Genomic DNA, 25,638 nt, shown 5'->3' on the forward strand with positions numbered 1-25,638 from the left:
CGACAACGGGCCGCCCGGTCAGGGCGGCCCGTTGTTGATCAATGACAACCGATCGAGAACCGACCGATAAAGCCGGACTCGATCAGGTCGCGGTTTCACCTTCTTCACGCTCGTTGGCCGGGCGCATCTGACGCTGCAGGTAATTTTCCAGACCAACCTGCTGGAGCAGGTGCAGCTCGGTTTCGATGATATCGATGTGTTCTTCTTCTTCGGCCAGAATCTTTTTGAGCATCTCGCTGCTGGGGAAATCCGCCACGGACTCGCAGTACTTGATGGCCGCGATCAGATCATCGCGTCCATCGTGCTCGATGCGCAGGTCACACTCCAGCATTTCCTGAACATTTTCACCGATGTGCAGCTTGCCCAGGTCCTGCAGGTTGGGCAGACCGTCGAGGAACAGAATGCGCTCGATCAGAATATCGGCATGCTGCATCTCTTCGATCGATTCCTTGTACTCCCAGTCGTTCAGGGCATGAAGGCCCCAGTTACGATACATGCGCGCATGCAGGAAGTACTGATTGATGGCAATGAGTTCATTGCCAAGGATTTTATTGAGGTGTTCGACAACCTGAGGATCGCCTTTCATTTTTATCTCCGCCATCAATGGTCATGGCAGTCGCCGACATCTGCGCCCGCCTGTGGAAGCAGTATCCACGAAACGACCGTAGATTTCGACATGAAAAGCACAAAAAAAGGCTCGATGCGAGCCATTATCACAAGATAATTCAAACAGTTAGCAATACGATGTGCACGGTCTTCATCCGGCAGGCGCTGCTTTACCGCACGGCATAGGCCAGTTCCTCATAGTGACGGGCCGGAATATGCTGCGCCACATGCCGATTCAGCAGGGCCTCGTCAACAATCTCCTGTGCAAGACAGGCGCACTTGCCACACTGCGTCGAGCACTGTGTCATGCGGGAAACGTCTTCCCAGCTTGAGGCGCCCAGCGCCACCGCCTGCTTCAGTTGCCCATCCGTAACCTTCTTGCACATGCATACAAACATGGAGATCCCCGCCGCAAAGAGAATAAAAATGATTCTCATAACCGATTGCACCTCGGCAATATGCGAAACATTTTCATTCGCGTCAATCGCTGCGGCGGAAAAGTCACAAAAAAGAGCGACCGAAGTCGCTCTCTGATAGCCGGAGATCGTATTCAGTACAAACCGGCCGGGCTGTCGCTATAGGAAATCAGCTGACACTTGATCTGCTGATAGTTGCCCAGCACGGCAAGATGGGTTTCGCGTCCGATGCCGGATTTCTTGTAGCCCCCAAAGGCCGCATGCGCAGGATACTGGTGATAGCAATTGGTCCAGACCCGGCCGGCCTGAATGGCCCGCCCCATGCGATAGGCGCGGTTCATGTCGCGCGTCCAGACCCCGGCGCCCAGACCGAACTCGGTGTCATTGGCGATCGCCAGCGCCTCCTCCTCGGTTTTAAATGTGGTGACGGACAGCGTGGGCCCGAAAATCTCCTCCTGAAAGATGCGCATGTCGTTGCGCCCCTTGAAGATCGTGGGCTGCACATAGAAGCCATTCTCATAGCCGCCCTCGACCCTGGCGCGCTCGCCGCCCAGCAGCAGCTCGGCCCCATCATCCCGCCCGATCTCCATGTAGGAAAGAATCTTGTCGAACTGCTCCTTCGAGACCTGCGCACCCATTTCGGTATCGGTATCCAGCGGGTTGCCGGATTTCAGCCGTCTGGCCCGCTCGACGGCACGACTCATCAGCGTGTCATAGACCGATTCATGGATCAGCGCGCGCGACGGACAGGTGCAGACTTCCCCCTGGTTGAGAAAGGTCATCATCAGCCCTTCGATGCACTTGTCGAGATAGGCATCGCCGTGATCGAGCACGTCCTCGAAATAGATGTTGGGCGACTTGCCGCCAAGCTCCAGCGTGGCCGGAATGATCCGTTCGGCTGCTCGCGACATGATGTGACTGCCGACCGGAGTGGAGCCGGTAAAGGCGATCTTCTGAATGCCCGGGTGGGTCGCCAGCGCCTCGCCGGCTTCCTCGCCGATGCCCTGCACTACGTTCAGCACGCCAGGCGGTAGCAGATCCTGAATCAGCTCCAGCAGCACGCAGATGGAGGCCGGCGTCTGTTCGGCAGGCTTGAGCACGCTGCAGTTGCCGGCCACCAGTGCCGGGGCCAGCTTCCAGCCCGCCATTAAAAGCGGGAAGTTCCAGGGGATGATCTGCCCTACCACGCCATAGGGTTCGTGGTAGTGATAGGCCACTGTCTGACTATCGATTTCGCTGATGCCGCCTTCCTGCGCCCGGATGCAACCGGCAAAGTAGCGAAAGTGATCAACCAGTAGCGGCAGGTCAGCCGCCAGACACTCGCGGATCGGCTTGCCGTTGTCCCAGGTTTCGGCCACGGCCAGCATCTCGAGATTGTCTTCGATGCGATCGGCGATTTTAAGCAGTACACCTGCCCGTTCGGCCGGGGGCGTGGCGGCCCAGCCGGGCGCTGCCTTTTGGGCCGCCTCCACGGCGCGGTCGATATCGTCGCGCCCGGAACGAGGAACCCGGCAGAACACCTCACCGGTCACCGGCGTCACATTATCCATGTAGCGGCCATCAGCGGGGGCGCACCACTCACCGCCAATGAAGTTGTCGTACTGCTCGCGAAAGCGCACAAGGGCATCCGAACTGCCGGGTCTGGCGTATTGCATCTGTCACCTCCAGAGGATCAGGATTGCGATCGACGAAAGAAGCTATCGCCATCCTCTACTCTGGCACTGCCGCCATAACGCCACAAACGGATATTGGTCCAACGCCCGAACGCAACAGCGCCCCGAAGCCATCGCTTCGAGGCGCTGTCGTTCAAGGCGCTACCAGCGAGGACAGGGCCGTCAGCCGGCGCGACGCAGCAGCCAGAAGCCGATGCCGAAACACACGGCCATGGGCACCAAAATCGCCCAGATCGGCGAGAAGCCGAAGATGGTGGCAGCAGGGCCAAGCAGATCCTGCACATACTTGAATACCAGCCCGACCACCGTGCCATAGAATACGCGCGTCCCCGCAGCGACGCTTCGCAGCGGCCCGAAGATGAACGAGGCCGCAATGATAACCAGCGAGATCAGCGTCAGCGGCAGCAGTACCTTCTGCCAGAAATAGAGCCAGGTGTCGCTGGCACTGATGCCCTGCTCATTGAGATAGCGGCCGTAGCGCCACAGATCCTCGATCGACTGACTGTCGCGATCGGTAATGATCAGGCGCAGCAGCTCCGGGTCCAGCGACGTGTCCCAGTCGAGCCGGTCCAGATGCTCGGATTCGGTGGTCTTGCCATGCAGCAGGGTGCGGTCCACATCTTCCAGCGTCCATTCATCGCCGTTGAGTACCGCCCGCGAGGCGTGGGTGGCCTCGACCAGCTGGGCGCCGTCGTAGCGAAAGCGATTGACGTCCAGAAGCGTATTGTCAGCGCGAATGGAGCCGAAGCGATAATAGCTGTCGCCCTCGCGCTGCCAGCCGCCACGATGGGAAACGGTGCTGCCATCCTGAAGTTCGGTCCGCCACGCCTGACCAAACATCTCGGTGCGCGGCGCGGCAAATTCGCCGATCGCCATGACCACCAGCACCACGATCAGCAGCGGCTTCATGACGCCGATCAGAATACGCCACAGCGAAAACCCGGCTGAGCGCATGACCGTCAGCTCGTTGCTCGAAGCCATCGCGCCCAGCCCGACCAGTGACCCGATCAGGACACTCACCGGCGCGTACTGATAAAAGCGCCAGGGCAGGCGAATGACGCCATACATCAGTACCTGCAGGGTGCCATAGCTGCCCTCGGTATCGCCCAGATCGTTGATGAAGCTGATGGTGAAATCGAGCCCCAGAATGATGAGATGCACGATAAGCATGCCCATGAGGACATTGCGTGCAATGTAGCGATCAAGCCGGTTGAACATCAGCGCACGCCTCCCAGACTGCTTCTATACAACAGCCAGGCGCCGATCAGGGCAAAGACCACATGAATGGGCCACAGACCGATGGCGCTTGAAAGGCTGCCACTGCCCACCGCGTCCTGCGCGGCCAGCAGAAGGCTCATGTAGGCCACATACAAGATGATGGCCGGCATCATCTTGGCAAAGCGCCCCTGACGCGGATTGGCCCGCGACAGCGGCAGGGCAATCATGGTCAGTATCGGCACCATCAGGGCCAGCGATACCCGCCACTGAAGCGCCGCGCGTGCCTTGTTGCTGTCATCGCCCAGCAGGCGCCAGGTGGGCTGAAGCTCGACATCGTCGACCTCCATCTGCGCGGTGCCGTTTTCCAGCCGGGCAGCGTAGGTATCAAACTCAAGGCGCTCGGCGATACGGCTGCCCGGCCTGACACTCTCGCGAGTGCCGTTGGAGAGGACCAGAAAACGACTCTCGCTCTCCGGGTCGCTGGTCTGGTAGCCGCTTTCGCCACGGGTCAGGACATCAACGCGCTGGCCCTGATCGTTGCGATCCTGCTCGGCGATGAAGACATTTTCCATGCGACTGCTGCCCTGCTCGACGCGCTCGGCATAGATGGTGCGATCACCCAGCGTCTGAAAGCGCCCCGGCGTCAACGCGCTGAAATCGGCCCGCTCCTGCTGCTCGGTCAACGTTTTCTCGTTCTGGGTCAGCCCGGCCGGCGTCAGCCACAGGCTGCACACCCCTACCACAACGGCCATCAAGAGCGCCGGCCAGCACGATGCGCCCAGAATGCGCGCAGGGCTGACGCCACAGGCCGCCAGTACCGTCATTTCACTGTTGAGATAAAGCTGCCCGTAGGCCAGCAGGATACCCAGAAAGAAAGCCAGCGGCAGGATCAGCTGGAGAAAGCTGGGCAAATGAAACAGCATCAGGCTGCCCAGCAGACTGGCAGGAAAGTCGCCCTCCGCCACGTCACTGAAGTAGCGAATAAAGCGATTGCCCATGATGACCAGCAGCAGAATGCCGGTGACGGCACTCATTGTGGTCAGGATTTCACGAATCAAATAACGAAAAACGATCAAGCGCAGACTCCCTCACACCTCAATCTCGAGCGGTCGTGTCCGATGCATGCTCGGCAAGTCGACTCCTGACCATGCAATGGTGCAGGGGTTTGCGTACACTGAAGGCCTGTTCGGACCCACCTGTTGAATGCGTCGGGTCGTCGCTTACCGTACTCGACAGCATGTCTGTTCAAAACCGTCATTATCGCCAATACCCACCGCATTGTCTTGGGGAGACATCATGGAATTTCCCGTGCTCACCGCCAACCCGGCCCGCTGCGAAACCGACTGCATCATCGTGCCGGTGTTCAAGGACGGTGATTTGCCCCCCGCCAGCGAGCGTCTGGATGACGCCAGCGAGCGCCTGATCACACAATTGATCGAACGGGGCGACTTTGACCCGGTGACCGCCAGCACCCAGCTGGTGCCCTTTGCGCCCGGTCTGAACACGGCTCGTCTGCTGCTGGTGGGCTGCGGGGAAACCGGCGACTTCAACGAAGGTGCCTATCGCCGCGTACTTGATGCTGCCTTCGGCGTGCTTCTGTCATTGCCGGTCGAGCATGCTGCCATTGCCATGCTGGATCGTGAAAACGGACCGCAGGACGTGGTCTGGAAGGCTCGCATGATTGCCGAGGCGGCCCTGCGCGCCACCTATCGCTTTGACCGCTTCAAATCGAAAAAGCGCCCGCCGATCACGCTGACGCGTCTGTCGCTGATGGTCAGCGATGCCAACGAGGCCGCCGGTGCCGAAGCTGGCGCTCGCATCGGGGCCGGCATCGGCGCCGGAATCAATATGGCCCGGGAGCTGGGCAACCTGCCGGGTAACGTCTGCACGCCGCGCTACCTGGCCGAGGAGGCCGAAAAACTCGGCGCCGAGGGGGATCTCAAGGTCACCATTCATGACGAGAAGGCACTGGCCGCCATGGGCGCCGGCGCCATTCTGGCCGTGGGTCAGGGCAGCACCGAGCCATCACGCCTGATCGTCATGGAATACAAGGGCGCCGAGGACCCCGAGGAAGCGCCCCACGTGCTGGTGGGCAAGGGCATCACCTTCGATAGTGGCGGCATCTCGATCAAGGGTGGGGCCAACATGGACGAGATGAAGTTCGACATGGGTGGCGCCGCCAGCGTCATGGGCACCATGAAGGCCATCACCGCCCTGAAGCCGAAGATCAACGTGGTGGCCATCATTGCCTCTGCCGAGAACATGCCGGATGCCAGCGCCCTGAAACCCGGCGACATTATTACCACGCTCAAGGGGCTGACGGTTGAAGTGCTCAATACCGACGCCGAGGGCCGGCTGGTGCTGTGTGATGCCCTGACCTACGCCGAGCGCTATCAGCCGGCCTCGGTGGTCGATATCGCCACCCTGACCGGCGCCTGCATCGTTGCGCTGGGCCATCAGACCTCGGCACTGCTGGCCAACGATGACGCACTGGCACAGCAGCTTCTCAGTGCGGGCAACACTGCCTGGGACCGTGCCTGGCAGTTGCCGCTGTGGGAGGACTATCAGAGCCAGCTCGATTCCGAGTACGCCGACATGGCCAATATCGGCGGTCGACCAGCCGGCACCATCACCGCGGCCTGTTTTCTGTCACGCTTTGCCAAAAGCTATCCCTGGGCCCATCTGGATGTGGCCGGTACGGCCTGGGATGGCAAAAAGGGCGGCACCGGTCGACCGGTCGGGCTTTTGAGCGAATACCTGCTGTCGCGCGCACCGCATTGATCGTGCTCACAGCACTCTGGGCCCGTCGCCATGCGGCGGGCTTTATTGGCACAGGGCGCCTGTGTCATTCTTGAGCCCCTGTTTCTGACGTTTCCCTTAATCAACTGTCGGACCAGCGTTATCGGATACGCCGTTGCCGATGATCGACAGCGATGTGTACTTCTCGCCTGGCCACCGTACGAACGGAGAATCCGAATCGTGTTTTCTCAAGGCTTTGAGCTTCGCCCTACCACCACGCCCACCGACGCCGGTCAGCGTGACGAGATCCTCAAAAACCCGGGCTTTGGTCGCTACTTCACTGACCATATGGCGCATGTGCGCTGGACTCACGCCGACGGCTGGAACAGCGGTGAAGTGCGTCCCTACGGCCCACTGGCGCTGGACCCCGCCGCCTCGGTGCTCCACTACGCCCAGGAGATCTTTGAGGGGGTCAAGGCCTATCGCCATGCCGACGGTTCTGTCTGGACCTTCCGTCCCGAGAAGAACGCTGCGCGCTTTCAGGCCTCGGCACGCCGCCTGGCCCTGCCGGAGCTGGACACCGACACCTTCATTGGCTCTTTGAAGGCACTGGTCAGCCAGGACGTTGACTGGGTCCCCACACCCGCCAGCGAGACCGAGGAGTCCAGCCTCTATCTGCGCCCGTTCATGATTGCCAGCGAGAAGTTTCTCGGCGTGCGGCCCTCGAAGGAAGTCGACTACTACGTGATCGCCTCGCCGGCCGCCGCCTACTTCAAGGGCGGCGTCAAGCCGGTCTCGATCTGGCTGTCTTCAAACTATAATCGCGCCGCGCCCGGCGGTACCGGCTTTGCCAAATGTGGCGGCAACTACGCCGCCTCGCTGGCAGCACAAAAAGAGGCCGAGGCCCATGGCTGCGATCAGGTCGCCTTTCTGGACGCCGTCGAGAGCAAGTGGGTCGAAGAGCTGGGCGGCATGAACCTGTTCTTCGTATTCAAGGACGGGCGCATCGTGACCCCGGCCCTGACCGGCACGATTCTCGAAGGCGTCACGCGCGACTCTGTTCTGCAGCTGGCCGCCGATGCCGGGCTCAAGCCCGAAGAGCGTGCCATCAGCATCGATGAATGGCGCGATGGCGTGAAACGTGGCGAGATCACCGAAGTGTTTGCCTGCGGCACTGCTGCGGTCATCACGCCCATCGGCGAGCTGGTCAGCGACAGCGGTCGTCTGAGCTGCAGCGACGGCAGCGGTGGCGAGGTCGGCAAATCCATTCGCAAGCAGCTGCTGGACATCCAGTACGGACGCGCTCAAGACCGTCACGGCTGGCTGACGCGTCTGGCCTGAGCCCTGCAGCGCCGCCCGCGGGCGGCGTTGTCACGTTAATGCCCGCCCTATCCTGACAGGAGAGAGTCAATGAGCAACGTCATGATCGTGACCGGCGGCAGCCGCGGCATTGGTGCCGCCACGGCGCGCCTGGCCGCCGCCCGCGGCTACCAGGTGGCTGTCAACTATGTCAGCAACCGCGAGGCGGCCGATCAGGTCGTCAATGACATCACCGCCGCTGGCGGTCGTGCCCTGGCGGTACAGGCCGACATGGCCGTGGAAGCCGACATCATCGCGCTGTTTGAAACGGTGGACCGCGAACTGGGCCCGGTAAACGTGCTGGTCAATAATGCCGGCATCGTGGATCAGGTCTCTCGGGTAGACGAGATGAGCTTCGAGCGCGTGGACCGCATGATGCGCGTCAACGTGACCGGTCCCTTCATGTGCGCGCGCGAAGCCATCAAGCGCATGTCGACCCGCCATGGCGGCAAGGGCGGCGCCATCGTCAATATTTCCTCGGCAGCGGCCCATCGCGGCGGCTCGAGCGAGTATGTCGACTATGCCGCCTCCAAGGGCGCGATCGACACCTTTACCGAAGGCCTTGCCAAGGAACTGGCCGGAGAAGGCATTCGAGTCAATGCCGTACGTCCGGGCGTCATCAATACCGAGATTCATGCCAGTGGCGGCCGACCCGACAAACCGGAACAGTCGAGCAAGAGCATTCCCATGGGCCGTGCCGGCAATGCTGACGAAATCGCCAGCGGCATCCTATGGCTGGCCAGCGACGAGGCCTCCTTCACGACCGGCGCGAGACTGGACATCGACGGCGGCGTCTGAGCATGACCCGTATCGATTTCTATGTGCTCACGGCCACCACGCTCGAGGCCCGGTTCGACTTCGCCTGCCGGCTGGCCGAGACCATCTATCGCAAGGGGTATCGGCTGCACGTGCACCTGGAAGATGAAGCCATGGCGCGCGACTTTGACGAGCGCCTGTGGGTTTTTCGCCAGGACGCCTTTGTACCGCATGTGCTGATCGGCGAGCAGAGCCTGCCGCCGGCCCCCGTCACGCTGGGCTGGGAGGTGGCGCCGGAGCCTGGCATCGAGGCGCTTTTGAACCTGAACGCCGCTATCCCGTCGTGGTTCTCCCGCTTTGAGCGCGTGGCCGAAATCATCAATCAGCATCAGGAAGTGCTCAGCGCCAAGCGTGAGTGCTGGCAGACCTATAAAAACCGTGGTTACGAGGTCAAGGCCCACCATATCAACGGCTGATGACCGCCGGCGCGGCCTCGCCTGAAGGCGGCGGCGCCGGCCTTTCTCTCTCCTGTCATCGCCATGTCATGACGACAGCCCCCGCCCGGCGCTATAATTGGCGCCATTTTTCGCAGCCTTGCGCAGACATTGATCCTGCGCGAGCACTTCACAGTTTCAAACCGAGCCGGTCCATGGAAAAAACCTATCAGCCTGAATCGATCGAACGCGCCTGGTATCAGCACTGGGAATCAAAGGGCTATTTCGCCCCCACGGGTCAGGGCTCGCCTTACACCATCATGATTCCGCCGCCCAATGTGACCGGCAGTCTGCACATGGGGCACGCCTTCCAGGACACGCTGATGGATACCCTGATTCGCTATCAGCGCATGAAGGGCCATAACACCCTGTGGCAGATCGGCACCGACCATGCCGGCATCGCGACCCAGATGCTGGTCGAGCGCAAGCTGCAGCACGAGACCGGCCAGTCGCGCCATGATCTCGGCCGCGACGCGTTCATCGACAAGGTGTGGGAGTGGAAAAACGAATCCGGCGGCCACATTACCCGCCAGCTGCGGCGCATGGGCACCAGCGTTGACTGGAGCCGCGAGCGCTTCACCATGGATGAAGGCTTTTCCAACGCCGTGCGTGAAGCCTTTGTGCGCCTGCACGACGAGGGCCTGATCTATCGCGGCAAGCGACTGGTCAACTGGGACCCGACGCTGGGTACGGCCATTTCGGATCTGGAAGTCGAAAATCGCGACCAGCAGGGTCAATTCTGGCACTTTCGCTATCCGCTGGCCGATGGCGTCACCACCGAGGCAGGACTGGACCATCTGGTGGTCGCCACCACTCGCCCGGAAACGCTGCTGGGGGATACCTGCGTCGCGGTCAATCCGGGCGATGAGCGCTACGCCGCCCTGATCGGCAAGTACGTGACGTTGCCGCTAGTGGGTCGTCGTATTCCGGTGATTGCCGACGAGCACGCCGACATGGAAAAGGGCTCGGGCTGTGTGAAGATCACCCCGGCGCACGACTTCAATGACTACGGCGTGGGCCGGCGTCATGACAGCGCGCTGATCAACGTCTTTACGCAGAGTGCTTACATCCGTGAAAGGGCTGAAGTCTTCAACATGGACGGCAGCCCGCGCGACGATATCGACACCACCCTGCCCGAGGCCTACCAGGGCCTGCCGCGCTTTGAGGCGCGCGAGAAGATTGTCGCCGACATGGACGCGCTGGGGCTTCTGGAGAAGGTCGAGACCATCACCAACACCCTGCCCTACGGCGACCGCTCCGGCGATGTCATCGAGCCGCTTTTGACCGATCAGTGGTTCGTGGCCGTGGAAACGCTGGCCAAACCGGCCATCGAGGCGGTGGAAAACGGTGATATCCAATTCGTGCCCAAAAGCTACGAGAACATGTATTTCTCGTGGATGCGCGACCTGCAGGACTGGTGCATTTCCCGCCAGCTCTGGTGGGGTCATCGCATTCCGGCCTGGTACGACGAGAATGGTAAATTCTATGTCGCTCGCAGCGAGGCGGAGGCGCGCGAAAAGTATGCCCTCTCCCCCGAGGCAATCCTGACCCAGGATGACGATGTACTCGATACCTGGTTCAGCTCCGGGCTCTGGACCTTCGGGACCCTGGGCTGGCCTGAAAAGACCCCGGAACTCGAGACCTTCCATCCGACCAGCACGCTGGTCACGGGCTTTGACATCATTTTCTTCTGGGTCGCCCGGATGATCATGATGACGCTCAAATTCACCGGTCAGGTGCCCTTCAAAACTGTCTATGTCCACGGACTGGTGCGCGACAGCCAGGGCCAGAAGATGTCCAAGTCCAAGGGCAACGTGCTCGACCCGATCGATCTGATCGACGGCATCGATCTGGACACGCTGCTCGAAAAGCGCACCGGCGCCATGATGCAGCCGCAGAAGGCGAAGGCGATCGCGAAGGCCACGCGTGCGGAGTTTCCGGACGGCATCGAGTCCAACGGTACCGACGCCCTGCGCTATACCTTCCTGTCGCTGGCCAGCACCGGGCGGGACGTCAAGTTCGACGCCGGGCGTCTGGAGGGTTATCGCAACTTCTGCAACAAGCTCTGGAACGCCGCACGCTACGTGCTGATGAATACCGAAGGCGAGGACTGTGGCCCTGACGGTGAAGTCGCCCTGTCACTGGCGGATCGCTGGATCGTCTCCCGGCTTCAGCAGGTCGGGACCCAGGTCACCAAGGCGCTGGACGAATACCGCTTCGACCACGCCTCCCAGGCGCTTTACGACTTCGTCTGGAACGAGTACTGCGACTGGTATCTGGAGCTTTCCAAGCCGGTACTTTGGGACGCCGAGGCTACGCCTGAAGCGCGTCGCGGCACACGCCGCACGCTGGTGCGCGTGCTCGAGACCATCCTGCGTCTGGCCCATCCGATGATGCCGTTCATCACCGAGGAGATCTGGCAGAAGGTCTCAGTGCTGGCCGGTGTGGATATCGAGCAGCAGGGCAGCTCCATCATGGTGCAACCCTGGCCGCAGGCGGATAAAAGCCGCATTGATGAGGCTGCGATAACCGATATCGAATGGGTCAAGGCGGTCATTATCGCCATTCGCAATATTCGCGCCGAACTCAATATCGCTCCGGGCAAGCCGCTGGAAGTTCTTCTGACTCATGGCGATGCGAACGACCGTCAGCGACTTGAAGACAATGCGCTGTTTTTGAGCAAGCTGGCACGGCTGGAAAGCATGCGCTTTATCACCCCCGATGATGTGCCGGCCTCCAGTGTTCAGCGTGTCGGCACCATGGAAGTTCATGTCCCGATGGCCGGCCATATCGATCGTGACGCCGAACTGGCCCGCATTGATCGTGAGCTTGAAAAACAGGACAAGCTCATCGGCGGCGTCGAGAAAAAGCTCGACAATGAAAGCTTCATGAGCAAGGCACCAGCGGCCGTGGTTGACAAGGAGCGTGCCAAGCTCGAAGAAGCTCGCGCCAATCGTGAAACACTTTTGACGCAGCGTCGGACCATCGAAACCCTGTAGTCCTGTTCTCCGGATATCGCGCTCTACAGCAGGCCTTCGGGCCTGCTGTTTTTGTATCCAGCGTCTGTTTCGCCCGGGCGACAAGGTTTATTTTCCGGGGCGACTCCAACGCCACGCTTTACCTTAAAAAAATATTAAATTAACATGAACACTGTTCTATAACCTGCCCGATGACCTTTTTTTGACGGACGTGTACGCACGCCATACGCCTCGTGGTTATCGGGACCTGCCTCAGGAAAACAGTGTCATGCACCTAAAAAGGATTCTCTACTGCAATCTGGCGGGCATTGCCCTGTTCGCAAGCTGGTTATGGTTCTCTGTCTGGCTGGTACTTGACGACGATATCTTCTGGTTTTTCAACCAGTTCATTACCAGTGCGCATCCGGTCTGGGTCAACTTTCTGGCCGTGGTCAATACGCGCTACTTCGACGCCGCTTCTTTTGTCATGCTGTTGGCCATTCTGGGCTGGGCCGTACATCTGGACAGGCGACCGGGGCGTTTCTGGCGCTGGCTGGGGGTGAGCGTGACCATGTTGATCACGGCCGGGCTTCTGGCGCTGGCCACCAACAAACTGCCCTATGGCCACCCAAGTCCGACACTCAGCCTTGACCACGTCAATTTTCTGACCGATGTGGTGTCATTTGATACCAAGGATGCTGCCAAAAACAGTTTTCCCGGCGATCATGGCCTGATGCTGATGGTCTTTACGGCGTTCATCCTGCGCTTTGGCGATCGTCGACCGGCTGTTCTCAGCGCCATCATGATTGCCGTGCTCAGTGCGCCGCGCGTCATGGCTGGCGCCCACTGGCTGCAGGATGTCTACATGGGCTCACTGGCCATTGCGCTGGTGGTTCTGCCCTGGGTGCTTTGCACCCCCATCGCCCCGGGCTGTGTAGGGGCCATTGAACGCCTGGCAGCGCGCCTGCATCTACCCGGCGCCTGTCACCCTCCATCCGATACCAGTAACGCCCGGCGTACCGCCTGACGCGACAAGGGGCACCCGACCGGGTGCCCCCTGCTCTCTCAAGGTACTGGTGATGCTTACCAGCTGCCGGTGTTTTCCATCGACGCCCAGGGCGCCTGCTCGGGCTTCGGATCACCCTTTTGCAACAACTCGATGGAAATGCCGTCGGGCGATTTGACAAAGGCCATATGGCCATCACGCGGTGGACGGTTGATCGTCACACCGTTATCCATCAGATGCTGGCAGGTGGCGTAAATGTCATCGACTCGATAGGCCAGGTGGCCGAAATTGCGGGCACCGGTGGTCAGCTCTTCAGGATCCCAGTTCCAGGTCAGTTCAAGCTCGGGTGCCTGCTGCTCGCTGGAGGTTTTTTCGTCATCGCGTGCGGCCAGAAAGATCAGGGTAAAACGTCCCTTCTCGCTCTCCTTGCGACGCACTTCCTTCATACCCAGCAAATCGCAGTAAAAATGCAGGGACTGATCGATATCAGTGATACGTACCATGGTATGTAGATATTGCACGGTGATCTCCTCGAAATCGTATGGTGCATGTTTTGAAACGCACATGACGCATCGGCTGCCACGTTCGGCCAACGCATGCCATCTGGTGAATGTCTTGAAACGATGGCACTGTAATGCCGGCGAGCAGATCGTTTTTCAAGTCAGCGCCGGCATACGGGGTAGGTCATGTCATTTTTCAACAATGAACATCTGGGCAAACTGATCCTTCGAATGGCGCTGGGCGCAACACTGTTGCTGCACGGCATTGCCAAGATCGGCGCCTCTGGTGTGGTGGATCGCATCGGTGATCACCTCCAGAACTGGAGCCTGCCAGCACCATTGGCCTTCGGCGTGTTCATTGGCGAGCTGGTGGCGCCGCTGATGATTCTTGCAGGCTGGCACTGTCGGATCGGCGGGGCCCTGGCCGCCATTAACATGCTGTTTGCCATCGTCCTGATGCGTCTGAACGCCGTCTGGGCATTAAGCGATGCCGGCGGCTGGCGCATCGAAACCGAGATACTGATGCTGGGGGCGGCGCTGGCACTGATGTTTTGCGGCAGCGGTCGCATGGCCATTCGCCCTGACTAGCGATAGACCCATCAAAGCGTCAGATTATCGGTTCTGACCTCCAGCTGGTTCAGACGCTGTGCCAGAAGCCCGGGGAAGCGGCTATACCATGTCTGGTTCAGCGGCGAGGGATGCGGCAGCGGATAGAGCGTAAACGTTTGCGCTTCTCCCTGTGGATCTTCCAGTGTCACCTCGATGCTGCTTTCAAAACGATCCTCACGCTTCCAGAATGCCTCCAGACGATCGCGCTCTGCCTTTTCAAGGCCGATACCAAACCACAAAAAGGCCTCACGCCCCAGCGTGATCAGGGTGCGCCCTTCCCAGCGCGAAATCAGCAGCTCGTTCATCAGGCCGTGAAAGTGCCGCTTGACCTTCATAGACCACGCCTTGTTGCCTATCGGCTTGTAAGGCACCGTATTGATCCAGAAAAAATGCTCGCCCACGGCGCGTGAGGCCTCAAAATCCGGCATTTTCTCGCCGTAAAGGTGCTCGTAAAGCGCCTTTCTGACCAGTTGCCCGCCCGCTCCAATAAAGGGCTCACCAAAGCGCACCTCGTCGCGACCGGGGTCCCGGCCGAAGAAACCGACGCGCAGATTGCGCTGACCCAGCCCGATAATGGGATCGAGCGGGTCGCGCTCAAAGCGCTTGTAAACCTCGACATCGATGCCGTCAGTGTCGGCCGCCAGCACTCTGAAGGCCCTGTGCTGACGTTCGTTCAGGGACATGGTCGCCACTCCTTGTTACTCTCTGGTCATTCCTTGATGCATTCGGCCCCATACTGGCCACACCAATATCGGCTCTGAGGGTACAAGCATAGTTGCCTGAACCAGAGACGATATCCATCCAACGAAAGGAGTCGTAGAAAAGCGATGGATTCCCTGACACAGGCCTGCCTTGGCGGAGCACTGGGTGGCGCCATACTGGGGCGTCGGCTGGGCCGTAAATCGATCCTGCTGGGTGCCGTAACCGCCACCCTGCCCGACCTTGACAGCTTCATCGACTACGGCAGCGCCGTGGCCGACTACACCTATCATCGCAGCGTCACGCATTCACTTTTTGCCCTGTCACTGCTGGCCGGTATGTTCACCCTTGTCTGCGCGCGCCTGCCTGCGGCCCGAAAAGTGCCCACTCGACAATGGCTCTGTTTCTGGTGGCTCTGTCTGATCACTCACCCCCTTCTGGATGCCTTTACCACTTACGGCACCCAACTGCTCTGGCCTATCACCTCGCCGCCGGTGGCCTGGAAAACAATTTTCATCATCGATCCGCTCTATACACTTCCCATGCTGCTGGGCCTTGTCGTGGCATTGATCAAAGGCACACAGGGACGCGCGGTTATCATCGGTCTGGCCATTTCCACCGCTTATCTGGGGTTTTCCATCGCAGCCAAGTCCATGGTGATGGCGCAGGTGTCTCCGGCACTGGTGCAACGCGGGCTGGATGATCGCCCGGTCATGATCCAGCCAACACCGCTGAACACGCTGGTGTGGCGCGTGACCGTCATTGACGATGACCGCCAGCTGGAAGCGCTGGTCAGCATCTTCGATGACCGTGACACCCTTGCCTTCGACAGCTTCCAACGACCGATGGCATTCCGGGACCTGATGATCGACAGCTGGGCCGGCCAGCGTCTTGGCTGGTTTTCAGCGCCTTTCTGGCGTAGTGAGGTGCGAGATGGAACTCTGGTCGTGACCGATCTCCGCATGGGACAGCCAGGTGCCTATTTCTTTGCCTTTGTCATCGCTGAACGCGATGATAGCGGTCAATGGCATTCGGTTACATCTCGTCCGGCCGACATTGCCCGACCCGATATCGGACTGCTGCCGGCACTGCTGAAACGCATTACAAACCCCGATGCCCTTTGTCCATCGGACTTTGGTGACCGCGACCGGCTACTGCCCGACGCCGAATGCCGGCCTCAAATATAGATTGCCTGCACAGGGCGCCGACGTTGGATATCCTCACCCTTCAGACCAGCCATGAGAGAGAAGCTTTAATGATCGAGTTCCGGCACCTGCGCACCCTGCTGGCGCTGCGCGATACCGGGTCACTGGTGGAAGCCGCCGAGCGCGTGCATCTGACTCAGTCGGCGCTGTCTCATCAGCTCAAGGATCTGGAAGAGCGGCTGGGCTGTCCGCTCTTTCTGCGCAAGACGCGACCGGTACAGTTCACCCGCGCCGGCCAGCGGCTGCTGGGACTGGCCGAGCAGATACTGCCGCAGATTCGCAACGCCGAGCGCGATATCGCCCGCATGGCCGGTGGCGAGCAGGGCCGTCTGCACATGGCCATCGAATGCCACAGCTGCTTTCAGTGGCTCATGCCCACCATCGATCACTTCCGCGACCACTGGCCCGAGGTCGAGGTCGACATCCCGGCGGGTCAGCATTTTGATCCGCTGCCGGCGCTGGCTCGCGAACAGCTCGATCTGGTCATCACGGCCGACCCGCAGCCGCTGCCACGTATTCACTATGAGCCGCTGTTTCGCTATGAGAGCCTGCTGGCCGTGGCGCGCCAGCATGCGCTGGCCGACAAACGTTACGTGATGCCAAAGGATCTGGAGGACCAGATCCTGATTACCTATCCGGTAGAGCATTCCAAGCTGGATGTCTTTACCCGATTTCTGGAACCTGCCGGCGTTCATCCGCGTGAGACCCGTACAGCCGAACTGACCATGATGATGATGCAGCTGGTAGCCAGCGAACGCGGGGTCTGCGCCCTGCCCAACTGGGCGCTGACCGAATATCTGGAAAGGGATTATGTGCGGGCCTGCTCGCTGGGCAGGGACGGCGTGTGGGGCACACTGTATGCCGCCGTCCGCCTCGATCAGATGAGCCAGGTCTGGATGAGCGATTTCCTGCGTACTGCCCGCGAGACATCCTTCGCCGTGCTCAACGGCATTCGTCCGGCCGGCTGAACCATCAGCTGTACTCTTCTGCGGCCTCGTAATGGCGCGGCAGGGTCAGGATAAACTGGGCACCACCCAACTCCGGGGCCGTGTCGACCGTGATGCGACCGTGATGCCAGTGCACGATACGCGCCACGATGGCCAGCCCCAGGCCATAGCCGCCAACGCCGGGCTGATGCCGGGTACGGCTGTCATCCAGCCGAGCGAAGGGTTTGAAGATGCGCTCGCGCTCCCCGGCAGGTACCCCTGCGCCATCGTCCTCGACGCTGAGATACACCAAGCGTTCATCGCCCAGCAGACGAACATGAACCCGGGTGCCGGCATGGTTACAGGCGTTGGACACCAGATTCTGCAGCGCCCGCTGTAGATAACGGGCATCGGCATGCACGCTGAGTTCCTGCCCGCCGGTGACTTCGAGCGTCAGCTGCGGATGCAGCGGCGTGAGCGTTTCAACGACGCGATCGGCAATCTCGCGCACTTCAAGGCTTGCCGGTTCCAGCGGCAGCATCCCATCGGTAGCGCTGTCCAGTCGCGCATAGGTCAGGATCTCATCGATCAGGCGATCGATGGATTCGATATCGTCGTCCACCCCTTTCAGCAGCCGTCGAATACCCGGTGACTCACTCATGTCATCGACCATCTGCAGCGCAAAGCGTACCCGTGCCACGGGGGTTCGAAACTCGTGTGATACCGCGCGCATCAGATCCTGCTGCGAAGAGAGTACCGCCTGAACCTGATCGGCCATGGTATTGAAGGCCAGCCCCAGCTGGGTGAGATACTCTCCTTCCTGAATGGTCACGCGGGCGTTGTAGTCCCCGCCCGTAAAGCTTGCCGTGGTCTGTTCAAGTCTGGTCAGGCGCTTTTCCACGCTACGCATGATGAAATAGATCGCCAGGCCCAGCATGGTCAGCATCAGCGCCATGACAATGGAAATGGTCACAATAGGCAGTGACTCAAAGGGTGACAGCGGCCCGACCATGATCCAGCGTCCGCCGGAGAACTGGGCGTAGAACCCAAGACTTGAGCGCTCGGCCACCACATTGATCACGACGTGACCGGCGTTGAGCTGTGTCAGCTGGCTATTGGAAAGCCCAGGCGGCGTACCGCTGCCCATGCCCATGGGCAGCGAGATTCGGCTGCGCAGCGCCTGAAAGCGGGCCTCGCGTTCGTCTTCCGGCGAGAGTTCGAGCCACTGTCGCAGCAGGGACACCAGCTGCAGGGGCTGCTGTTCGGAGAGCCCGGTGAAGTGCGCCACCAAGATTGCATCGTCTTCCCCCGGCAGGCGCTGATAAAGCTGCCAGCCGATCTCGCCCTGGGCCTGGCGGGCCAGCACGTCCCCACGCGCCAGACGGCGACGGTCCATGAAACCCAGCATCAGCGTTTCAGAATCCGACAGCGCCAGGCGAATGCCCAGCTCTTCTTCATAAGCGCTCAGCCATGCATCGCGGGAGCTCTCAGGCTGGCTGGCCACCAGTGAAGTCAGAAGCGCCATTGGTCCGCTGGCCAGGCGCTGGCGATAGTGATCCTCTCGCCAGTCATCAATCAGCCATGACGCGGCCACGCCGATCCAGAAGATCGCCATGAGAGAGAGAAACAGGGTCAGATAGAGGCGGCGAAAACCACCATGGGCAGACAGAGGTCGATGTGGCGGAGGCGCCAGACCGTCTGAACTGTTAGAGCGGCCTTGCCATGGAACCAGAGAAGGAAATCTTGACGGCATCGTCCATCCTTTACATGGGTGCTTTACAGTAGACGAGGCCGCCCTTGATGAGACAGGTCAGATCCCTGCTGACTCAGATCTCGCGAACAAACAGATATCCCTTGCTGCGCACCGTCTTGATACGCTGAGGCTGGTGCGGATCGTCACCGATCTTGGGTCGAATGCGCGATACGCGCACGTCTATTGAACGATCCTGTCCATCATAGCGGATGCCGCGCAGCGCAGAGAATATCTCTTCACGCGTCAGCACCCGTCCGGCATGCGAGGCAAGCAGCCACAGCAGATCGAACTCGGCGCTGGTCAGATCGATGCGATCGCCGTTGAGCCATGCTTCTCTGGTCGAGGAATCCACCACCAGATCGCGGAATTCAAGGCGGGTCTCTTCCTCCTCGACGGCTTCGGTACCATCGGCACGGCGCAGCAGAGCGCGCATTCGGGCCAGAAGCACGCGCGGCGGGACCGGCTTGGGAACGTAGTCATCCGCACCCATTTCAAGTCCCAGCACCTGATCCATGTCGTCGGTTCGGGCCGTCAGCATCAGGATGGGACCGGGATACTGATGACGCACGCGACGGCAGATGGACAGGCCGTCCTCGCCCGGCAGCATCAGGTCAAGAATGACCAGATCCGGCCGCAGGGAGAGGATGCGCTCGACGCCATTGGTCCCATCGTGTTCAACGCTGACCCTGAAACCATTGCCTTCAAGATACTCACGCGTCAACGCGGCCAGTCGTTCATCGTCTTCGATGATAAGAATGTGTTCGTTGGCGGTTGTAATGTTATCCAAGGCTCGTCCGTCCGATCATTGATAAAAAAGCTTCCGTGCCGTTACCGGTACAGTCCTGCCCGGGCCAGGCCCGGGCATTCGGCAGGCAGACAGCGATAAATGTGACCTTTAAACCCAACGGTCGTTCAATTTTGCAACATTGTGCCACTGTTACACGAACGTGCCCATACAATCGAACCGTATTTGCACACGATTCTCATCGTCAGGCACTGATCAGCATGAATCCGGAGTTACTCATGATCGCTGGCGCTGAATTATTCGCGACAAAACACCGTGGGTCTCATAGATTTTTTCATGTAACTGCAAATATTCCAGCCATTACAGGGCTTTCAGAAAAATAAGCACAACTTGTCCACAGAATACCCCGCCTTTTCGTGTTGAGACGTTCTTCCAGACACACTATATTGTGCCTACTTTTTGAGAAGACACACCATGTAGTGTTTCAAAGCAAACACACCAGTGATGTGTCAATACCCTTTGTGATCCAATTTTCGAGCCCGTTGTTGCCCGTTTTCGCCATTTGAACAACGGGACAGAACGGTTTTGTCCTTACGGCAGGAAGGTAACGTTATGGAAACCTCGCATACAGAGCGTGATACCTCATCAATCCTTGATGATGCTCATACGCGTCAAAGCGATCAGCAGTTGCGTGTCATCAAGCGTACCGGTGACACCGCCACCTTTGATGCGAGCAAGATCTCCGTGGCCATGAGCAAGGCCTTTCTTGCCGTGGAAGGTGACAACGCTGCTGTATCGTCGCGCATTCGCGAGCAGGTCGAGCAGCTGACGCAGTCCATCATGGATACCTTTGCGCGTCGCATGCCCGAAGGCGGCACCCTGCATATCGAGGATATTCAGGATCAGGTAGAACTTGCCCTGATGCGCTCGGGCGAGCACAAGGTAGCGCGCGCCTACGTCCTCTACCGTGAAGAACATGCCCGTGCCCGCGCGGCACAGCAGCAGGGCGTCGAAAGACCCCACCCCACCATCAACGTCACCCAGCCCGATGGCAGCCGTCGTCCGCTGGATCTGGCCCGTATCGAAACGCTGGTGACGGACGCCTGCACCGGGCTTGAAAACGTCGAAGTGCGTCGCATCGTCGACGAGTCGCTGCGCAATCTGTATGACGGCGTCACCGCCGACGGCGTGGCCACGGCGCTGATGATGACCGCACGCATGCTGGTCGAGAAGGAGCCCAACTACACCTTCGTGACCGCCCGCCTGCTGCAGGACAATCTGCGCCGCGAAGCGCTCTCCTTCCTTGAGGTTGCCGACGAAGCCACCTTTGGTGACATGGCCTCTCTCTATAAGCCTGCCTTCCAGAGCTACATCCTCCGCGGTATCGAATTCGAGCAACTGGACCCGAAGCTGGCCGAATTCGATCTGGAGCGTCTGGGCGATGCCCTCGATCACGAACGTGACAATCAGTTCACCTACCTCGGGCTTCAGACGCTTTACGACCGCTACTTCCTGCATCGCAACGGCGTCCGCTATGAGCTGCCGCAGGTCATGTTCATGCGTGTGGCCATGGGCCTTTCACTCAACGAGCAGGACCGTGAAGCTCGCGCCATCGAATTCTACGAGCTGCTGTCGAGCTTCGACTACATGACATCGACGCCGACGCTCTTTAACGCCGGCACCATCCGCAGCCAGCTCTCGTCCTGCTACCTAACCACCGTGCCGGATAACCTGGAAGGCATCTACGGCGCCATCCGCGACAACGCCATGCTCTCCAAGTGGGCAGGTGGCTTGGGCAACGACTGGACACCGGTACGTGCCCTTGGCTCCTATATCAAGGGGACCAACGGCAAGTCACAGGGGGTTGTGCCCTTCCTCAAGGTCGTCAACGATACGGCCGTGGCGGTCAACCAGGGCGGCAAGCGCAAGGGTGCCGTCTGTTCCTATCTGGAAAGCTGGCACCTGGACGTCGAGGAATTTCTTGAGCTGCGCAAGAACACCGGTGACGATCGCCGCCGTACGCACGACATGAATACGGCCAACTGGGTGCCGGATCTGTTCATGAAGCGCGTCAGCGAAGAGAAAGAGTGGACGCTCTTCTCACCGGCGACCTGCCCTGACCTGCATGACCTTTATGGCGCGGCGTTTGAAAAGCGTTATGAAGAGTATGAAGCCATGACGCATACCGGCGAGATCACCCTGTTCAAGCGCGTACAGGCCAAGGATCTGTGGCGCAAGATGCTGTCGATGCTTTTTGAAACAGGCCACCCCTGGATCACTTTCAAGGATCCCTGCAACCTGCGTAGCCCGCAGCGCCATGCCGGTGTCGTGCACTCTTCAAACCTGTGCACCGAGATCACGCTCAACACCAGCGCCGACGAAATCGCGGTCTGCAACCTGGGATCGATCAACCTGGCGGCGCACATCGTTGATGGTCGTCTCGACAGCGACAAGCTCCAGCGCTCGGTCAAGACCGCTGTACGCATGCTCGATAACGTCATCGACATCAACTACTACGCCGTGCCGCAGGCCAAACGCTCCAATTTCCGTCACCGCCCGGTCGGGCTGGGTCTGATGGGCTTTCAGGATGCGCTCTACAAGCAGGGCATCGCCTACGCCTCTGAAGACGCGGTGAGCTTTGCCGATCACTCCATGGAGCTGATCAGCTATCACGCCATTGAAGCCTCCAGCGATCTGGCAGCCGAGCGGGGTCGCTATGAATCCTATGAAGGCTCGCTCTGGAGCCAGGGTGTTCTGCCGATCGACTCCATCCGTGATCTGCAGCGCGAGCGCGGTGAACAGTATCTGCAGATGGACACGTCCACCACGCAGGACTGGGACCGCATTCGCGACAAGGTTCGCAACCAGGGCATGCGTAACTCCAATGTCATGGCGATCGCGCCCACGGCGACCATCTCCAACATCTGTGGCGTGACGCAATCGATCGAGCCGACCTATCAGAACCTGTACGTGAAGTCGAACCTGTCGGGCGAGTTCACCGTGGTCAACTCGCACATGGTGCATGCACTCAAGGCGCGCGGCCTGTGGGACGAGGTCATGATCAATGACCTCAAGTACTACGATGGCTCGCTCCAGCCGATCGACCGCATCCCGGAAGACCTCAAGCAGCGCTATGCCACGGCGTTCGAGATTGAACCGCGCTGGATTGTCGAGGCGGCCTCGCGTCGCCAGAAATGGATCGATCAGGCCCAGTCGTTGAACCTCTATATCAGCGGCGTCTCCGGTCGCAAGCTGGATACCACCTACCGCATGGCCTGGCAGCTGGGTCTGAAAACGACCTATTACCTCCGTGCGCAGGCGTCCAGCCGCCTTGAGAAGTCCACACTCAAGGGCACCGATGGCAAGCTGAACGGCGTCAAGCCCAATGCACCGACGCCGCAGCCATCGTCTTCTCCGTCACCGGAGCCCTCGCAGGCGACCCAGCAGCCGCTGGGCTCGGCACCGCCGCTTGCATGTTCACTCGATGACCCGGACTGCGAAGCCTGCCAGTAATCCAATCGCCCTGACGGTGGCCCACCCGGGCCATCGTCCAACGCATTCAGGTCCACCCTCACCGTTGATACGGTCAGGCGATGGCAAGGGAGAGAATGATGCAAGAGACAACCCTGTTCCATGATGACAACGACCAGGTCGACAACACCGGCCTGGGAGAAATTCAGGCCGGCGCTCAGCGTATCGATGCCAGCCAGAAGGCCATGATCAACGCCCAGAGCGACGTCAATCAGCTACTGCCGCTGAAATACAGCTGGGCGTGGGAAAAGTATCTGGCAGGCTGTAACAACCACTGGATGCCGACAGAAGTCTCCATGCAGGGCGATATCGCCACATGGCGTGCGCCGGTGAACAGCCAGGAAGGTCTGACTGAAGACGAAGTGTTGATGCTCAAGCGCAATCTCGGCTTTTTCGCCACTGCCGAGTCGCTGGTCGCCAATAACATCGTGCTGGCCGTCTATCGCAACATCACCAATCCGGAATGCCGTCAGTACCTGCTGCGCCAGGCGTTTGAAGAAGCCATCCACACGCATACCTTCCAGTACATCTGTACGTCACTGGGTCTGGATGAGGGCGAGCTCTTCAACATGTACCGGGAAATTCCATCGATTACCGACAAGGATGCCTGGGCGCTCAAATACACGCAGGCGCTGGAAGACCCGAGCTTCACCACCGGCACCATAGAGCGCGACCAGGCGTTTCTGCGTGCGCTGGTGGCCTTCTACGTCGTATTTGAAGGCATGTGGTTCTACACCGGTTTTGCCCAGATTCTGGCGCTGGGTCGTCGCAACAAGATGGTGGGGATCGCCGAGCAGTATCAGTACATTCTGCGCGATGAGTCCATCCACCTGAACTTCGGCATCGACTGCATCAACCAGATCAAGATTGAAAATCCGCATCTGTGGGACGACGCTTTCCAGCAGGAAGTGCGTGGCATGCTGATGGAAGCCTACGAGCTGGAAGCAGCCTACGGCCGTGAGACCATGCCGCGAGGCATCCTCGGGCTGAACGCCGAGCTGACCGAGCAGTACATGCAGTTCATTGCCAATCGTCGCAGTGAGCAGATCGGTCTGGGCCTGCTCTTTGATGACGTGGAAAATCCCTTCCCCTGGATGTCGGAACTGATTGACCTGCCTAAGGAGAAGAACTTCTTCGAGACGCGAGTCACCGAATATCAGACCGGCGGCGCGCTGACCTGGGACTGAAGCATTAACATTCGGGCCCTATCGCCATAAAGAACCCGGGTCGACTCTGAAAGCCCTGCATAATGCAGGGTTTTTTTGTACCCATTATTTCCGAAATCAAAGGCCTCATCACATACAGACTGCATGACGATGGTCGATAATCAACAGGTGAAGCCATTCCTGATTAAATGCTGACAAGGAGAGAACAATGCACAAGGGAATTATGACTGTAACCGTGGTCATGGCACTGGCGCTTCTGACTGCATGCAGCAGCCCTACAGGGCGCAGTGCAGCTCAGGGAGCAGGTATCGGCGGCCTTACCGGCGCTGCTGCTGGTGCTGTGACGGGTGGTAGTGCAGGTACCGGTGCCCTGATTGGTGGCGCCGCGGGTGCGGCTGTCGGAGCGGCCAGCGCCCAGTGATCGCCAAAGCTGTAGCCCCATGGCAAAAAGCCTCCTGACCATCGTCAGGAGGCTTTTTCGCTTCTCTATACCCTATCGGGCTGGATCAGTTGCTGTGCTCTTCAGCGCTGTCGCTGATGGAGTCACCGGCATCTTCCATAGCCTGACCGGTAGAGTCAGCAGCGTCGCTGGCAGCATCGCCAACGGAATCAGCCGCGTCGCTGGCAGCATCACCAGCAGAATCAGCTGCATCGCTTGCGGCATCACCAGCGTTGTCGGCAGCGTTATCCATCTGTGCGCCGGTCTCTTCGGCAGGACCGTCATCGCTGTCACAGCCAGCCACTGCAAACATCATCATTGCGGCCAGCAGGATACCCAGTGTCTTTTTCATCGTTAGCTCTCCCTTGCCTACCATTTACATTAAAAAGAAATACCGGTGTCCCGGATATTTGCTTGTTCATTGTGGTGCAAAAAACGATGTAACACCACGCCTCTTTGTTCAGGAAGAGATTGATTTTCCCGAACAATCCTTTGGTGCCAAATGAATCGAGATCCAGAAAGGGAGACGACGCCCCTGATCAATGGCCCTCAGGGAACATGGCCCTGCGGTCACTGCCACCCGCGTCCGGGGCGTGACGCGCGGCGGCCACGCCCGTGGCCGCCCGGCGCGGCATTTTCCGAGCACATATAAAAGAACCCCGGTCCATTGGACCGGGGTTCGGAAGGGGTGCCTGACGATGACCTACTCTCACATGGGGAGACCCCACACTACCATCGGCGCGGAGCCGTTTCACTGCCGAGTTCGGGATGGGATCGGGTGGGACCGGCACGCTATGGTCGTCAGGCAATTCTGCAGACCGGCTGCTGTCAGGCAGCCGGT

The 25,638-nt window shown here is 59.7% G+C and carries 22 protein-coding genes and 1 rRNA gene; 12 read left to right on the forward strand and 11 right to left on the reverse strand.

Translation table 11 applies throughout. The features are described 5' to 3' along the window. Nucleotides 1–82 precede the first annotated feature (82 nt). From bfr to lptF, 5 genes are all read right to left on the reverse strand, one after another. Nucleotides 83–586 carry a bacterioferritin gene (gene bfr / locus BM079_RS11565; RefSeq protein ID WP_090134287.1) on the reverse strand — a complete coding sequence of 168 codons (504 nt, stop codon included), beginning with the start codon at nucleotides 584–586 and terminating at the stop codon, nucleotides 83–85. Nucleotides 587–776: 190 nt separating this feature from the next. After that, entirely contained in the window at nucleotides 777–1,043 is a 267-nt protein-coding gene (locus tag BM079_RS11575; RefSeq protein WP_245742997.1) for a (2Fe-2S)-binding protein, read from the reverse strand. 113 nt (nucleotides 1,044–1,156) lie between these two features. Then, nucleotides 1,157–2,677, reverse strand: a complete 1,521-nt coding sequence (exaC, locus tag BM079_RS11580) for an acetaldehyde dehydrogenase ExaC (RefSeq protein WP_090134152.1) — start codon at nucleotides 2,675–2,677, stop codon at nucleotides 1,157–1,159. Nucleotides 2,678–2,857: 180 nt separating this feature from the next. Further along, nucleotides 2,858–3,913 carry an LPS export ABC transporter permease LptG gene (gene lptG / locus BM079_RS11585; RefSeq protein ID WP_090134154.1) on the reverse strand — a complete coding sequence of 352 codons (1,056 nt, stop codon included), beginning with the start codon at nucleotides 3,911–3,913 and terminating at the stop codon, nucleotides 2,858–2,860. Beyond that, nucleotides 3,913–4,989 (reverse strand): LPS export ABC transporter permease LptF, encoded by a 1,077-nt coding sequence (gene lptF / locus BM079_RS11590; protein WP_090134156.1) that lies wholly within the window; start codon nucleotides 4,987–4,989, stop codon nucleotides 3,913–3,915. The genes lptG and lptF overlap by 1 nt, the downstream gene beginning before the upstream one ends. Before the next feature lie 220 nt (nucleotides 4,990–5,209). On the opposite strand from lptF, the gene BM079_RS11595 reads away from it, so the two are divergent. The 6 genes from BM079_RS11595 to BM079_RS11620 all read left to right on the forward strand — a co-directional run bounded on the left by BM079_RS11595 (nucleotide 5,210) and on the right by BM079_RS11620 (nucleotide 13,245). Beyond that, nucleotides 5,210–6,694, forward strand: coding sequence for a leucyl aminopeptidase (locus BM079_RS11595; protein ID WP_090134158.1), 1,485 nt, complete (start codon nucleotides 5,210–5,212; stop codon nucleotides 6,692–6,694). Between the two features lie 198 nt (nucleotides 6,695–6,892). After that, the gene (locus BM079_RS11600; protein WP_090134160.1) at nucleotides 6,893–7,993 is read left to right on the forward strand and encodes a branched-chain amino acid aminotransferase; all 1,101 of its coding nucleotides are present in this window, start codon (nucleotides 6,893–6,895) and stop codon (nucleotides 7,991–7,993) included. 69 nt (nucleotides 7,994–8,062) lie between these two features. Further along, on the forward strand, nucleotides 8,063–8,809 hold the full coding sequence (locus BM079_RS11605; protein ID WP_090134162.1) for a glucose 1-dehydrogenase: 747 nt from the start codon (nucleotides 8,063–8,065) through the stop codon (nucleotides 8,807–8,809). A gap of 2 nt (nucleotides 8,810–8,811) precedes the next feature. Then, on the forward strand, nucleotides 8,812–9,243 hold the full coding sequence (locus BM079_RS11610) for a DNA polymerase III subunit chi (protein WP_090134164.1): 432 nt from the start codon (nucleotides 8,812–8,814) through the stop codon (nucleotides 9,241–9,243). A 173-nt stretch (nucleotides 9,244–9,416) separates the two neighbouring features. Continuing rightward, nucleotides 9,417–12,260, forward strand: a complete 2,844-nt coding sequence (locus BM079_RS11615) for a valine--tRNA ligase (protein WP_090134292.1) — start codon at nucleotides 9,417–9,419, stop codon at nucleotides 12,258–12,260. Between the two features lie 247 nt (nucleotides 12,261–12,507). Beyond that, the gene (locus BM079_RS11620; RefSeq protein WP_090134166.1) at nucleotides 12,508–13,245 is read left to right on the forward strand and encodes a phosphatase PAP2 family protein; all 738 of its coding nucleotides are present in this window, start codon (nucleotides 12,508–12,510) and stop codon (nucleotides 13,243–13,245) included. Nucleotides 13,246–13,301: 56 nt separating this feature from the next. On the opposite strand, the gene gloA is transcribed toward BM079_RS11620, so the two are convergent. After that, nucleotides 13,302–13,745 (reverse strand): lactoylglutathione lyase, encoded by a 444-nt coding sequence (gloA, locus tag BM079_RS11625; protein ID WP_090134294.1) that lies wholly within the window; start codon nucleotides 13,743–13,745, stop codon nucleotides 13,302–13,304. Between the two features lie 165 nt (nucleotides 13,746–13,910). Between gloA and BM079_RS11630 the strand changes: the two genes are divergently transcribed. Next, nucleotides 13,911–14,312 carry a DoxX family protein gene (locus tag BM079_RS11630; RefSeq protein WP_090134168.1) on the forward strand — a complete coding sequence of 134 codons (402 nt, stop codon included), beginning with the start codon at nucleotides 13,911–13,913 and terminating at the stop codon, nucleotides 14,310–14,312. 11 nt (nucleotides 14,313–14,323) lie between these two features. Here BM079_RS11630 and BM079_RS11635 read toward each other — a convergent pair whose 3' ends face one another. After that, the gene (locus BM079_RS11635) at nucleotides 14,324–15,016 is read right to left on the reverse strand and encodes a uracil-DNA glycosylase family protein (RefSeq protein WP_090134170.1); all 693 of its coding nucleotides are present in this window, start codon (nucleotides 15,014–15,016) and stop codon (nucleotides 14,324–14,326) included. Between the two features lie 144 nt (nucleotides 15,017–15,160). On the opposite strand from BM079_RS11635, the gene BM079_RS11640 reads away from it, so the two are divergent. Together BM079_RS11640 and BM079_RS11645 are read left to right on the forward strand one after the other, a co-directional pair. Beyond that, entirely contained in the window at nucleotides 15,161–16,219 is a 1,059-nt protein-coding gene (locus tag BM079_RS11640) for a metal-dependent hydrolase (RefSeq protein WP_090134171.1), read from the forward strand. 68 nt (nucleotides 16,220–16,287) lie between these two features. Further along, nucleotides 16,288–17,205 carry a LysR family transcriptional regulator gene (locus BM079_RS11645; RefSeq protein WP_090134173.1) on the forward strand — a complete coding sequence of 306 codons (918 nt, stop codon included), beginning with the start codon at nucleotides 16,288–16,290 and terminating at the stop codon, nucleotides 17,203–17,205. A 4-nt stretch (nucleotides 17,206–17,209) separates the two neighbouring features. On the opposite strand, the gene BM079_RS11650 is transcribed toward BM079_RS11645, so the two are convergent. Both BM079_RS11650 and BM079_RS11655 read right to left on the reverse strand, forming a co-directional pair. Continuing rightward, nucleotides 17,210–18,916 carry an ATP-binding protein gene (locus BM079_RS11650; RefSeq protein ID WP_090134175.1) on the reverse strand — a complete coding sequence of 569 codons (1,707 nt, stop codon included), beginning with the start codon at nucleotides 18,914–18,916 and terminating at the stop codon, nucleotides 17,210–17,212. Nucleotides 18,917–18,989: 73 nt separating this feature from the next. Then, complete coding sequence (locus BM079_RS11655; RefSeq protein WP_090134177.1) at nucleotides 18,990–19,703, reverse strand: winged helix-turn-helix domain-containing protein; 714 nt, start codon at nucleotides 19,701–19,703, stop codon at nucleotides 18,990–18,992. Nucleotides 19,704–20,273: 570 nt separating this feature from the next. On the opposite strand from BM079_RS11655, the gene BM079_RS11660 reads away from it, so the two are divergent. The 3 genes from BM079_RS11660 (at nucleotide 20,274) to BM079_RS11670 (ending at nucleotide 24,779) form a co-directional block, all read left to right on the forward strand. Then, nucleotides 20,274–23,174, forward strand: a complete 2,901-nt coding sequence (locus BM079_RS11660) for a ribonucleoside-diphosphate reductase subunit alpha (RefSeq protein WP_090134179.1) — start codon at nucleotides 20,274–20,276, stop codon at nucleotides 23,172–23,174. A gap of 98 nt (nucleotides 23,175–23,272) precedes the next feature. Next, complete coding sequence (locus BM079_RS11665) at nucleotides 23,273–24,379, forward strand: ribonucleotide-diphosphate reductase subunit beta (RefSeq protein WP_090134181.1); 1,107 nt, start codon at nucleotides 23,273–23,275, stop codon at nucleotides 24,377–24,379. 187 nt (nucleotides 24,380–24,566) lie between these two features. Further along, a complete protein-coding gene (locus BM079_RS11670; RefSeq protein WP_090134183.1) occupies nucleotides 24,567–24,779 on the forward strand; it encodes a YMGG-like glycine zipper-containing protein in 213 nt (70 codons plus the stop codon). An 85-nt stretch (nucleotides 24,780–24,864) separates the two neighbouring features. Here the strand turns inward: BM079_RS11670 and BM079_RS11675 are convergent, their stop codons facing one another. Further along, on the reverse strand, nucleotides 24,865–25,149 hold the full coding sequence (locus BM079_RS11675) for a hypothetical protein (RefSeq protein ID WP_175489677.1): 285 nt from the start codon (nucleotides 25,147–25,149) through the stop codon (nucleotides 24,865–24,867). Between the two features lie 338 nt (nucleotides 25,150–25,487). Then, nucleotides 25,488–25,603 (reverse strand): 5S ribosomal RNA (gene rrf, locus BM079_RS11680). Between the last annotated feature and the right edge of the window lie 35 nt (nucleotides 25,604–25,638).

Origin of the sequence: Kushneria avicenniae, from assembly GCF_900112585.1 — a bacterium.
Lineage (GTDB): Bacteria > Pseudomonadota > Gammaproteobacteria > Pseudomonadales > Halomonadaceae > Kushneria > Kushneria avicenniae.